The sequence below is a fragment of the Kribbella sp. NPDC051770 genome, assembly GCF_040681455.1.
Classification (GTDB): Bacteria; Actinomycetota; Actinomycetes; order Propionibacteriales; family Kribbellaceae; genus Kribbella.
Genome location: NZ_JBFAYT010000007.1, coordinates 443324 through 455329, shown reverse-complemented (window position 1 = coordinate 455329; position 12006 = coordinate 443324). Strand labels below are relative to the sequence as shown.

Below are 12006 nucleotides of genomic sequence, written 5' to 3'. Positions count from 1 at the left end.
AGGTCAGGAGACGACGAGCTTGGCGACCAGCTTGCCGCTCTTGTGCGTCTCGACCTCGAAGGTGCCCTTCATGTCCGCGGTGAACTTCACCGACGCCGGCTTGCCCGGCGTCAGCTCCAGCTCCTTGTCGTAACCGTGGATGTGCAGCTCCTCGTCGGCGTCGCTGACCGCGGTGACCAGCACGGTCTGGCCGGCGGTCACCTTGATGCTCTGGCCGCTCGGGTTCACCTTGCCGTTGGCAACGGTGATGTTGATCGTCACGTCGGCCTGGTCGCCGGAGGGGTCCGCGGTGTTCGACGGGGTGTTCTTCGGGTCGTCCGACGGGGTGGTCGCCGGCGTGCTCGGCGTGTCGGTCGGCGTCGTCACCGGCGCGCTCGGCGAGGGGGAACCGCCGCTGCCCGAGTCGTCGCCGCAGCCGGCCAGGACCAGCATGCCGAGCGCGGGCAGAAGAGCGAGAGCGGTACCGCGGGAGAAACGCATGATGCGAGGGGCCTTTCACCAGTCGTGATCAGACGGGCGCCGAACACGCCCACTGGGTGCTACGAACACCGGGCGCGCCGGGTTCCCGCAGCCGACCATCAGTCGTGTCACGATCGCCTTCAGTAGTGTTGCAGCTCACTGTCGGAGCAGGCGGCTAGGGTGAGCCAACCACGTCAAGAGGAAGGGGACCGCGAGATGCCGGACCGGTTGTCGTCGCTCGACCTGACCTTCCTCAAGGCCGAGTCCCCGGCCACGCCGATGCACGTCGGCACGGTCGACATCTTCGAGCCGCCGGTGCACTCCGACGACGAGTTCGACTACGAGAGCCTGGTCGCGCTGATCCGGGATCGGATCGCCTTCGTCCCGCGGTACCGGCAGCGGGTCCAGCAGGTCCCCGGCCGGTTCGCCGGGCCGGTCTGGGTGGACGACGAAGAGTTCGACATCACCTTCCACGTACGCCGCTCCGCCCTGCCGCGGCCGGGCACGCACGCGCAGCTGCTGGAGCTGGTCGCCCGGATCATGTCCCGCCGCCTGGACCGGGCCCGCCCGCTCTGGGAGATGTACCTGGTCGAGGGCCTGCAGGGCGACCGGTTCGCGATCATCTCCAAGTCCCACCAGGCCCTTGTCGACGGCAACAGCACGGTCGACATCGGCCAGGTCGTGCTCGACTCCACCGCGCACCCGCGGGAGACCCCGACCGACACCTGGCAGCCCGACCACCCGCCGTCGGCGCTGGAGCTGCTGGCCGGCGTCTTCGCCGACGCGACCCGGCACCCGGCCGCCGTCCTGGAGCTGGCCCGGGCCGAGATGGCCAGCCTGACCGGCTCGACGTCGGTGCGCGAGGTGATCGGTGACGTGGTCGGCTCCCTGGTCGCCCAGCGGCACGCCCAGGAGAGCTCGCTGCACGTCAAGACCTCCGGGCAGCGCCGGTTCACCACCGTGCAGACCGATCTGGAGGACTTCCGGACCGTCCGCGCGATGCACGGCGGCACGATCAACGACGTCGTCCTGGCCGTCGTGGCCGGCGCCTTCCGGGCCTGGATGATGACCCGCGGCGAGGGCGTCGGCCCGACCCGGAGCGTGCGGGCCGTCGTACCGGTGAGCATCCGCGACGACGAGGACGAGGAGCCGACGTCGCTCGGGTCGTCGGTGATCGCCTCGACCGTGACGCTGCCGGTCGGGGAGAACTCCCCGGTCATGCGGCTGCACCAGATCTCGTACCAGACCAAGGTGCACAAGGACACCGGGCGCGCGGTCAGCGCCCGCTCGCTGGTCGGCATCGCCGGCTTCGCCCCGACCACGCTGCACGCGCTCGCCGCCCGGGTCGCCACCGCCACGGTCCGGCCGATCGACGACGTCGTGATCACCAACGTGCCGGGGCCGCAGTTCCCGCTCTACGCCCAGGGCGCGCCGATGCTCGCGTCGTACCCGGTGGTCCCGCTGATGCCCGGTCAGGGGCTGTCGGTCGGCGTCACGTCGTACGACGGCAAGGTCTCGTTCGGGCTGAACGCGGACCGGACGGCGATGCCGGACCTGGCCGTGTTCGCGCAGTGCGTCACCGACGCGCTGGACGAGTTGCTGGACACCACCAAGGGCAGCCGGAACCGGGCCACCCGCGGCCGGAAGAAGCCCAGAAGCACCAAGAAGGCGGGCCAATGAGGGTTTACGTACCGTCCACGCTGCCGCTGCTCGACGCGGCCTGTCACGCCGCCGAGCTCGGCCCGGCGCCGATGACGGTGTACGCGGTGACACCGGCGCTGCGCGAGTGGTACGCCCAGGGCGACGACGAGGAGCTCGAGTACGCCGCGATGGCGCAGGCCGCGAAGGCGTCGGTCGGGCTGATCGCCGCCGACCCGGGCGCGCCGCGGCGGCGGGTCGTCGTGGCCTGCGAGGTGGCCGCCGTACCGCCGGCCGACGGCAGCGTGCACCTGGGTGACGCGCGGCTGGAGCTGCACGTGGTGATCCCGTGGACGGCCGTCGCCGCGGTGCACCTGGACGCCGAATCCGCCGCCGAGGTGGTCGGGAAGGCGGCCGACCTGTGGGACGTCGCGCACGGTGACACCAAGGATCCGGGGCACGAGGACGCTGTCTTCGCCCTCGACTCGTGCGAAGGTGAAGACCTGCTGTGGTACGCGACACAGGAGATCCCGGATCTCCTGGCCGACGAGGGCCGGCGGGGCGGACTGAAGGCTTGAGCTAGGGAGCTGATGGCATGCAGGCGATCTGGAAGGGGGCCATCTCGTTCGGGATGGTGACGATCCCGATCAAGGTGTACTCCGCGACCGAGGAGAAGGACATCTCCTTCCGGCAGGTCCACGTCGCCGACGGCGGCCGGATCAAGTACAAGCGGATCTGCTCGATCGACGGCGAGGAGGTCCCGTACTCCGACATCGGCAAGGGCTACGAGATGGCCGACGGCCGGATGATCGTGCTCGAGCCCGACGACTTCGCCGACCTGCCGCTGTCCAGCAAGAAGGTCATCGACGTGCTGGAGTTCGTGCCGGCCGACCAGGTCGACCCGCTCTACCTCGGCAAGTCGTACTACCTGGCCGCCGACGGCGGGCCCGGCGGCAAGCCCTACGTGCTGCTCCGCGACGCCCTCGAGGGCTCCGAGCTGTACGCGCTGGTCAAGGTCGCGCTGCGCTCGCGGGAGAGCCTCGGGCTGCTGCGCACCCACGAGAACGTGCTGATCCTGCAGGTGATGCTCTGGCCGGACGAGGTCCGCGACGCCTCCTTCGCGGCGCCCGACGAGGACATCGAGATCCGCAAGCAGGAGAAGGCGATGGCCGAGTCGTACATCGACACCCTGCGCGGGGAGTTCGACCCCGATCAGTACCACGACGAGTACCGGCACGCCCTGGAGCAGGTCGTCGAGGCGAAGGCGGCCGGGGTGCCGCTGCCGGAGTCCGAGGAGGAGGAGCCGGAGGGCGCCGAGGTCGTCGACCTGGTCGCCGCGCTGCGGGCGTCGGTCGAGGCCGCGAAGGCGCGTCGGGCCGGGGCGGCTGAGGAGCCGGCCAAGAAGTCGGCGCCGGCGAAGAAGGCGGCCGCGGCGAAGAAGGCTGCCCCCGCGAAGAAGACGGCGGCGGCGAAGAAGGCGCCGGCCAAGAAGACGGCCGCGAAGAAGACCACCAAGAAGTCGGCCTGACACCATGACCGACGACCGTCCGACCCAAACCGAAGTACCAGAAAGTCTGGAAGCGATCCCGGACGACCCGACCGCCGATCCGGTGCTTCCTGGGAACTACCTGCTCGAGCTGGTCCCCGTGCCGGTGACCGACTTGGAGCGCGCGAAGGAGTTCTACGTCCGCGCCGGGTTCCACGCCGACGTCGACGTGACCCCGGCCGACGGCGTACGGATCGTGCAGCTCACCCCACCGGGTTCGCACTGCTCGATCACGCTCGCCGAAGGCCTCCCGACCCTCGACATGCCGCCCGGCACCCTCCGCGGCCTGCACCTCGTCGTCGCCGACCTCGAAGCCGCCCGCGCGGACCTGATCGCCCGCGGCATCGAGGTCAGCCCGACCGAGGACCTCGGCGGCGTCTTCTACGCCTGGTTCGCCGACCCGGACGGCAACACCTGGGCGCTACAACACATGCCCTGGCGCCAGTAGCGCAACTTCGTCCCTCCCGGCTGCATCGAGCAGTCAAGGAGAGGACACAGCATGAAGACGCACCGGCTGGTCGGGATGGTTCTGGTTCTGGGGATGATCCCGGCGTACGCCGGTGCGGCGGGGGTGCAGGACCTGGACCGGGTCCTGTTCGACCGCCCGTACGTCGAGGTGCTGGGCGCCTCACCGGCCGGCGTGCTCTACAAGGTTTCCCGCCCGATCGAGGACACCCTGCGCGAGGTGTCCGCCTGGGTGAAACCCGCCACGGCCCCGGCGTACGAGGTGAGCCTCGACTTCAAGCGACTGGCCGGGGACAAGATCTTCGGGACCGACAAGACCTACCAGTACATCGGTACGCCGGTCACCAAACGCTGCGACGACGTCCCGCCGCCTGCCTCACCGGCCCAGCGCTACGACGGCGCCGGCCTGTTCGCTTCGTTCGGGTGGATCAGCGAGGACGGCGACCGGGTCGAGGTGAGCCCGACCGGCTGCCGCGTCACTGCCCGGTACCCCGGCCCTGGCGACTACGCCCTGATCGCGATGGACGACACGGGGTGGGTCACGATCACCTCCGTCGGTGACCAGGGCGACCAGCAGCTGACCTACCACTCGTACGCCGATCCGACGCACCCGCGCGTGATCGCCGACGGCGGCCATGTCCGCTACCTCGGCGCGGTCGCCCTGGCCGGTACGGCGGTGACGTGGGCCCACCTGGACTACGACCAGCAGCCGCCGGCCAGCTCGTTCGTGGTCCGGTCCTCGACCGACGGGTCGGTGCCGCCGACGGCGACCCGGATCCCGGGCTGGGTGGTCGGGACGGCGATCGCCGGCGGAGCCACCGGATGGAGCACCTGTCAACGGGATCCGTGCACGGCGGGTTCGATCGCGGCGAACGGCACACAGACGTCGACCACCGGTACCCACACCATCGTCGGCGTCGGGAACCGGTTCGTCTTCGACACCCAGCAACCGACGCCCGGCATCGAGGAGGGACCGGCGATCGGTGGCAGCGCGCCGCGCACCCGGCTCGCTGACGTCGCGCTGCTGCCGCCGATTGCCCACGCGGTCGCGATCGGCGCCGGCGGGGTCGCCTACTCCGACACGCAGCCGGCGGCCGACTCGGTCAACCGCCGGACCTACACCCGGTCCGGCAGCACCGTCACGCTCTCGGCGCAGACCCGGCTCGGCACGACGGTCAAGCCGCTGGCCCAACAGATGGTGGCGCGCGACGGTCGACGGACAGCCTTCGTCGACGAGGCCAACGTGCTCTGGCTGGTCGGCGACGACGGCGTACGAACGCGGGTGTTCGCCGGGGCCGACCGGGTCGAGGTGGTGATCGGCCCGGAGCTGAGGCTGTCCGGTTCGCGACTGCTGTGGTGGAAGGGTGTGTACGACGGCGACCGCTGCGACATGCGTCCGCCGCCGTGCGAGCCGCTCTACAACCGCGTACCGATGCTCTACGACCTGCGCACCGGAGTGAGCACCGTGGCGCTGCCACCCCTGCCGGGCTACGGGATGGTCAAGCTCTGGGGCAACTACCTGGCGTGGACCGGTGCGAGCTCCACGATCTGGCGTCGTGACCTCGCCAGCGGCGCCGTCGTCCAGGTGAAGCCGGCCGGGACCGCGTCGGTGAACGGCCTCGCGGTGCACGGCGACTACGTGGCCTGGTCGACCTGCACGACCGGAGGTTCGAGCCCTTGTGGCAGCTCGGTGGTCGCTCATCGCAACATGACGACCAGAGCCGCGCCGATCCAGCTGGTCAGCGCCAACACCACTCGCGTCGAACTGTCCGGCGGGCACGTCGTCTACGACACCTCTGCCAACGGGTTCCCGCCGACGGGGACGCTCAAGGTCAACCGGCTCGGCACCTCGGCGACCGGCATTGTCGGCCCGATCCGGCTGTACCCGCTCAGCTTCGACGTGCACGACGAGACGCTCACCTGGATCGCCCCCGACGACGTCGCTCGCATCGGCCCGAACTCACCCTTCGTCGACTACCCGAAGTACCTCGGCAACGGCAGCGCACCGCCGGCGTTCGACCCCGCGCTCAGGGTCTGGAACCCCGAGTTCGGCATCAGCAAAGCCCTGCCCACCTGCACGCTGACGATCAGGTCCGGCACGACCGTACGCCGAACGCTCAGCTGCGCAACCCCGAACGGATCAGCCCGCGCGGTCTGGGACGGGCGCGACTCGGCCGGGCGGCTGGTGCCGAGGGGCGCCTACTCCTGGACGCTCACCGGCCGGGACTCCGACGGCACCCTGCGCTGGTGGACCGGCGCGACGCACCCGATCACCGGAACGGTCCGCGTCGTCTGAAGCGCAACTTCTCGGCCGGATGCTGCATCGAGGTGAGCAAGGGGAGGGGATCGGGATGAAGGTACGCCGGCTGGTCGGGGTGGTAGTGGTACTGGGCATGCTGCTACCTGCTTCGGCGCAGGCGGCGGGAGTGCAGGACGTGAACCGGGTCCTGTTCGACCGTCCGTACGTCGAGGTGCTGGGGGCCTCGCCGGCCGGCGTGCTGTACAAGGTGTCGCGCAACGTCGACAACTCGCTGGTCGGGCTGTCGACGTGGGTGAAGCCGGCCGGCGGTCCGGCGTACCAGGTGGATCAGAGCTTCCAGCAGCTGTCGGGGGACAAGATCTACGGGATGACCTACCCGAGCGGCACCGTCGCCTACCAGTACGTCGGTACGCCGACCACGCTGCGCTGCGACGACTCGCCGCAGCCGATCCCGGGCGCGAACTGGACGCGGGGCGGCTTCCTGTTTGCGCCCTGGGGCTGGTTCAGCAACGCCGGCTACCGGGTCGAGGCGGGCCGCGCCGGCTGCCAGGTCAACGGGACCTACCCCGGTCTGAGCGACTACAACCTGGCGGCTGTCGACAACACCGGGTACGTCACCGTCGGCTCGATCGGGACCGAGGGCGACCGCCAGCTGACCTACCGCTCGTACGCCGACCCGACGCACCCGCGCGTGATCGCCGATGCCGGCCACACCCGCTACCTGAGCGGGGTCTCGCTGTCCGGGACCGCAGTGGCCTGGACGCATCAGGACTACGCCGACCTCCCGCCGACCGGCTCGTACGTCGTCCGCTCGACGACCGACGGCTCGGCCGCGCCGGTCGTGACCCGGCTGCCCGGCTGGGTGGTCGCGACGGCGATCGCCGGGACGGCGACCGCGTGGACGACCTGTCAGGGCACGGGGGACTGCGTCGCGGGCTCGATCGCGGCGAACGGCGCCCGGACGCAGGTCGACGACACCCGTACGGTGGTGGCCGACGGCAACCGATTCGTGTTCGACACCCGCACGCCGACCCCCGGCGTCGACGCCGCAGCGGGCGTCGGCGGTTCGGCGGCGCGGACGCGGCTCGCGCCGGTCGACCTGCTGCCGCCGATCACGTACGTCGTCCAGCTCGGCGCCGGTGGCGTGGCCTACGTCGACACCCAGCAGCCGGCCAACGCGGCGAGCCGCCGGTTCTACACCCGCGGCCCGGGCACGGTCACGCTGTCCGCGCAGACCAAGCTCGGCCAGGAGGGCGGCGGCACCAAGCTGGTCTCGCGCGAAGGCCGGCGGACGGCGTACGTGGACACGGCGGGCGCGCTCTGGCTCGTCACCGACGACGGCGTCCGGACGAAGGTGTTCACCCCGGCCACGCGGGTGGCGATCATGGGCGGCCAGCAGCTGCGGATCTCCGGGTCGCGCCTGCTGTGGTGGAAGGCGCTCTACACCGAGGACCGTTGCGACCCGCCGGGCCCGGGCTGCTACCCCTGGTACGGCAACCAGGTCCCGATGCTGTACGACCTGCGGACCGGCGTCAGCACGCAGCAGCCGATCGCCGCGAGCTGGACGCAGGCGGTCGACCTGTGGGGCAACTACCTCAGCTGGGCCGAGGACAACAACTCCATCTGGCGCCGTGACCTGGCCAGCGGCGCGTTGCTGCAGGTCAAAGCAGCCGGTACGGCGACGGTGCAGGCCCTCGCGGTCCACGACGACTGGGTCGCCTGGGCGACCTGTGCCGCGAACACCCAGGACGACTGCGCGCAGTCCGTCGTTGCCCACCGCAACCTGCAGACCAAGGCGGCGGCGATCCAGCTCACCTCCGGGCACACCCGGCACGTCGCGCTGTCCGGCGGGCACGTCGTGTACGACACCTACGCGTCCGACCACCCTGCGCCCGGGACGCTCAAAGTGAACCGGCTGGGCACCTCGGCGACCGGCGTCGTCGGGCCGGTGAGCTGGAACGGCTCATTCGACGTGCACGACGAGACGCTGGCCTGGGTCGCGCCCGACGAGATCGCGCGGATCGGCCCGAACTCGGCGTTCGTGGCCTACCCGAAGTACCTCGGCAACGGCTCCGCGCCGCCCTCGTTCAACCCGGCGCTGCGGCTGTGGAACGCCGAGTTCGGGATCAGCAAGGCGCTGCCGACGTGCTCGCTGACGATCAAGTCCGGCCCGACCGTACGCCGTACGCTGAACTGCGCGACGACCAACGGATCGGCGCGCGCGGACTGGGACGGGCGGGACTCGGCCGGGCGGTTGCTGCCGGCCGGCGCGTACACCTGGACGCTCGCCGGGCGTGACGGCGACGGCACGCTGCGGTGGTGGACCGGGGCGACGCACGCGATCACGGGGACGGTCCGGATCGTCTCGTAACAAACAGTCCGATCGATCTAGTGTCGGATCATCTGCTACAACTTGGCAGGAGACCAGTCGGGTTCGTGGTCCCAGCCCCCGGCGTGGCAGCATGAAGGCGCGACGCCGTCGCGGCAGGCTCCGATCGAGCCCGCCCGCGACCGTCGTACCCGGCGTACCCACCCCAGTCGATCGAGGAGCAGCGCAGCATGGATGCCGTCACCGCCGTCCCCACCCCCCACAACGAGACGGTCCGCGGTTACGCGCCGGGTTCGGTCGAGCGGGTCAGCCTGGAGGCCAAGCTCAAGGAGTTCAACGCGGCGGGCGCGATCGACCTGACCTGCACGATCGGCGGGGAGCAGCGGCTCGGCGGCGGCGCGCGGATCGACGTCGTCCAGCCGCACAAGCACGCGCACGTGCTCGGCACCCTGGGCAACGCGACCGAGGCCGACGGCCAGGCCGCCGTCGAAGCGGCGCTGGCGGCCGCTCCGGCCTGGCGCGCGCTGTCGTTCGACGACCGCGCGGCGATCTTCCTCAAGGCCGCCGACCTGCTGGCCGGTCCGTGGCGTGACACCCTGAATGCGGCCACCATGCTCGGCCAGTCCAAGACCGTGCAGCAGGCCGAGATCGACGCCGCCTGTGAGCTGATCGACTTCCTGCGCTTCAACGTCGCGTTCGCGCGCAACATCATCAACGACCAGCCGATCTCCTCGCCGGGGGTCTGGAACCGCACCGACTACCGCCCGCTCGAGGGCTTCGTCTACGCGATCACCCCGTTCAACTTCACCGCGATCGCCGGCAACCTGCCGACCGCGCCCGCGCTGATGGGCAACACCGTGGTCTGGAAGGCGTCGCCGACCCAGCAGTTCGCGGCGCACTGGACGATGCGGCTGTTCGAGGCCGCCGGGCTCCCGGCCGGCGTGATCAACCTGGTCACCGGTGACGGCATCGAGGTCAGCAAGGCCGCGCTGACCCACCCCGACCTGGCCGGCATCCACTTCACCGGCTCGACGCCGACCTTCCAGAAGCTGTGGAGCACGGTCGGCGCCAACATCGCGTCGTACAAGACCTACCCGCGGCTGGTCGGCGAGACCGGCGGCAAGGACTTCATCCTGGCCCACCCCTCGGCCGACCCGGCGGTGGTCAAGACCGCGATGGTCCGCGGCGCCTTCGAGTACCAGGGCCAGAAGTGCTCGGCGGCCAGCCGCTCGTACGTCGCCCGCTCGGTCTGGAACAAGATCCGCGACGACATCGCGGCCGAGACCGACGCGCTGACCATGGGCGACGTCACCGACCTGTCGAACTTCATCGGCGCCGTGATCGACGACCGCGCGTTCGCCAAGCACAAGGCGGCGCTGGACCGGGCCGCCGCGACCGACTCGATCGAGGTGCTGGCCGGCGGGACCTACGACGACAGCCAGGGCTACTTCGTCCGCCCGACGCTGCTGGTCTCCGGCGACCCGACCGACGAGATCTTCACCACCGAGTACTTCGGCCCGATCCTCGGCGTGCACGTCTACGAGGACGGCGACTACGAGACCGTGCTCAAGCAGATGGAGAGCGGCGCGCAGTTCGGCCTGACCGGCGCGGTGATCGCCCAGGACCGGCACGCGGTCGCGGCGGCCTCGGAGTACCTGCGCTTCGCGGCCGGGAACTTCTACGTCAACGACAAGCCGACCGGCGCGGTCGTCGGCCAGCAGCCGTTCGGCGGTTCGCGCGCGAGCGGGACCAACGACAAGGCCGGCTCGATGTGGAACCTGATCCGCTGGGCCAGCCCGCGGTCGATCAAGGAGACGTTCGTCCCGCCGACGGACTACCGCTACCCGCACCAGGGCTGATCGTGCGGCGCTGCACCGCGAGGTGCAGCGCCAAGGTCCCGGCCAGGACGACGGCCGCGACGCTCAGCAGCCCGTACGGCGCTGAGCCCGCGGCCAGCGTCAGCCCACCGAGCCCGCCGCCGAGCGCGCAGCCCAGCGAGATCGCGCTGCCGTTCAGCGCCATCACGATCGCGGCCGACTCCGGCGCCAGCGCGGCCAGCCGCGCCTGCTGGGGAACGGCCGCGCCGCCGTTCCCGATCCCGGCAGCGAAGAACCAGACCAGCCCGAGGACCGCGACCGCGCCGATCGCGAACGCGACCACACCGAGGGCGGCGTTCAGCAGCAGCCCGGTCAGCATCACGGTCAGCACGCGCAGCGCGCTGAAGCGATCGGTCAGCCGCCCGGTCACGGCGTTGCCGAGCATGCTCGCGACGCCGTACCCGAACATGATCGCGATGATCACCCAGCCGCCGTCGTACGCCGGTTGCAGGATGATCGTGGCGTAGGTGAAGCAGGTGTAGCTGCTGCACAGGATGCCGACGGTGACGAGCAGGCCGGCGAGCAGTTGTGGTTGCTTGAGCGGGCGCAGGCGGTCGGCGAGCGATCCCGCGGGCAGGTGCAGCTGGGGGAGCTTCAGCAGGATGCCGATCAGTGCGATCGTGCCGACCACCGACACCATCAGCAGCGGGAAGCGCCAGCTGGTCTGCCCGAGCGCCAGCCCGACCGGTACGCCGAGCGCAGTCGCGGTCATCCAGCCGCCGAGCACGAACGAGAGCGCCTTGCCGCGGTGCCGGATCGGGGTCAGTGCGATCACGTAGCCGGTCACCGCCGCGTTCAGTAGACAGCCCCCGAGCGCCGCGACGACGCGCCCGCCGAGCGCGATCGGGTAGTTCGGCGCCAGCCCGACGACCAGATTGCCGAGCACGAAAACCGCCAGCGACAAGGCGATCGTGCCGCGTCGCTCCCACCGACTGGTCAGCGTGCCGAGGACCGGCCCGGCGAGCGCGGACGTCAGCGCGAAGACCGACACCAGCTGCCCGGCCAGCGCCGCCTCGACGTGCAGGCCGGCGGCGATCGCGGGCAGCAGCCCGGCGAGCACGTAGCCGTCGATGCCGGTCGAGAACGTCGCGACGGCGAGCCAGATCAACGGCCGGTACGACCAGTCGCTCACAGATCCCCGCAACTCCTGCACCCCGCCTGCCGCAGCTGCCGATGTCCCTGGAACGTCGCCGCCGCGGTCTTCTGGTAGTCGAAATGAGCCTTCACCAGCTTCAGCTGCCGACCGAGCCTATGCCGCTCGAAGATCACCAGCCCGGCCAGGACCAGCACGACGAACACCCGGACCGCGGTCGGCGACGGGGTGTCCGGCTCCGCGTAGCCGCCGTCGGTGAGACCGGCCGCGCGCTCGACCAGCATGCCGTTCGGGGCGAAGCGGCAGACCTCGGCGTCGCGGGTCCTTGCCCAGAGCAAC

Annotated in this window: 10 protein-coding genes; 7 read left to right on the top strand and 3 right to left on the bottom strand. The window is 70.9% G+C overall.

All coding sequences use genetic code 11. The features are described 5' to 3' along the window. Nucleotides 1-3 precede the first annotated feature (3 nt). Entirely contained in the window at nucleotides 4-480 is a 477-nt protein-coding gene (locus tag AB0M01_RS25015; protein WP_363673430.1) for a cupredoxin domain-containing protein, read from the bottom strand. 195 nt (nucleotides 481-675) lie between these two features. Here AB0M01_RS25015 and AB0M01_RS25010 point away from each other — a divergent pair, with 195 nt between their 5' ends. The 7 genes from AB0M01_RS25010 to pruA all read left to right on the top strand — a co-directional run bounded on the left by AB0M01_RS25010 (nucleotide 676) and on the right by pruA (nucleotide 10556). Continuing rightward, nucleotides 676-2139, top strand: coding sequence for a wax ester/triacylglycerol synthase family O-acyltransferase (locus AB0M01_RS25010; protein ID WP_363673428.1), 1464 nt, complete (start codon nucleotides 676-678; stop codon nucleotides 2137-2139). Then, on the top strand, nucleotides 2136-2675 hold the full coding sequence (locus AB0M01_RS25005; RefSeq protein ID WP_363673426.1) for a hypothetical protein: 540 nt from the start codon (nucleotides 2136-2138) through the stop codon (nucleotides 2673-2675). The genes AB0M01_RS25010 and AB0M01_RS25005 overlap by 4 nt, the downstream gene beginning before the upstream one ends. A 17-nt stretch (nucleotides 2676-2692) precedes the next feature. Next, nucleotides 2693-3625 (top strand): Ku protein, encoded by a 933-nt coding sequence (locus AB0M01_RS25000; protein ID WP_363673424.1) that lies wholly within the window; start codon nucleotides 2693-2695, stop codon nucleotides 3623-3625. Between the two features lie 4 nt (nucleotides 3626-3629). Next, nucleotides 3630-4091 (top strand): VOC family protein, encoded by a 462-nt coding sequence (locus AB0M01_RS24995; RefSeq protein WP_363673422.1) that lies wholly within the window; start codon nucleotides 3630-3632, stop codon nucleotides 4089-4091. Between the two features lie 51 nt (nucleotides 4092-4142). Further along, nucleotides 4143-6404 (top strand): hypothetical protein, encoded by a 2262-nt coding sequence (locus tag AB0M01_RS24990; protein ID WP_363673420.1) that lies wholly within the window; start codon nucleotides 4143-4145, stop codon nucleotides 6402-6404. 55 nt (nucleotides 6405-6459) lie between these two features. Continuing rightward, entirely contained in the window at nucleotides 6460-8739 is a 2280-nt protein-coding gene (locus AB0M01_RS24985; RefSeq protein ID WP_363673417.1) for a hypothetical protein, read from the top strand. 188 nt (nucleotides 8740-8927) lie between these two features. Further along, on the top strand, nucleotides 8928-10556 hold the full coding sequence (gene pruA, locus AB0M01_RS24980) for an L-glutamate gamma-semialdehyde dehydrogenase (RefSeq protein ID WP_363673415.1): 1629 nt from the start codon (nucleotides 8928-8930) through the stop codon (nucleotides 10554-10556). Here pruA and AB0M01_RS24975 read toward each other — a convergent pair. Both AB0M01_RS24975 and AB0M01_RS24970 read right to left on the bottom strand, forming a co-directional pair. After that, nucleotides 10504-11706 carry an MFS transporter gene (locus AB0M01_RS24975; protein ID WP_363673413.1) on the bottom strand — a complete coding sequence of 401 codons (1203 nt, stop codon included), beginning with the start codon at nucleotides 11704-11706 and terminating at the stop codon, nucleotides 10504-10506. The two genes, pruA and AB0M01_RS24975, sit on opposite strands and share 53 nt — an antisense overlap. After that, complete coding sequence (locus tag AB0M01_RS24970; RefSeq protein WP_363673411.1) at nucleotides 11703-12005, bottom strand: hypothetical protein; 303 nt, start codon at nucleotides 12003-12005, stop codon at nucleotides 11703-11705. The genes AB0M01_RS24975 and AB0M01_RS24970 overlap by 4 nt, the downstream gene beginning before the upstream one ends. Nucleotide 12006 lies beyond the last annotated feature (1 nt).

What these genes read in the sequence shown, in the direction of transcription:
- AB0M01_RS25015 (WP_363673430.1), bottom strand. Translation starts at nt 480, where the DNA reads ATGCGTTTCTCCCGCGGTACCGCTCTCGCTCTTCTGCCCGCGCTCGGC.
- AB0M01_RS25010 (WP_363673428.1), top strand. Translation starts at nt 676, where the DNA reads ATGCCGGACCGGTTGTCGTCGCTCGACCTGACCTTCCTCAAGGCCGAG.
- AB0M01_RS25005 (WP_363673426.1), top strand. Translation starts at nt 2,136, where the DNA reads ATGAGGGTTTACGTACCGTCCACGCTGCCGCTGCTCGACGCGGCCTGT.
- AB0M01_RS25000 (WP_363673424.1), top strand. Translation starts at nt 2,693, where the DNA reads ATGCAGGCGATCTGGAAGGGGGCCATCTCGTTCGGGATGGTGACGATC.
- AB0M01_RS24995 (WP_363673422.1), top strand. Translation starts at nt 3,630, where the DNA reads ATGACCGACGACCGTCCGACCCAAACCGAAGTACCAGAAAGTCTGGAA.
- AB0M01_RS24990 (WP_363673420.1), top strand. Translation starts at nt 4,143, where the DNA reads ATGAAGACGCACCGGCTGGTCGGGATGGTTCTGGTTCTGGGGATGATC.
- AB0M01_RS24985 (WP_363673417.1), top strand. Translation starts at nt 6,460, where the DNA reads ATGAAGGTACGCCGGCTGGTCGGGGTGGTAGTGGTACTGGGCATGCTG.
- pruA (WP_363673415.1), top strand. Translation starts at nt 8,928, where the DNA reads ATGGATGCCGTCACCGCCGTCCCCACCCCCCACAACGAGACGGTCCGC.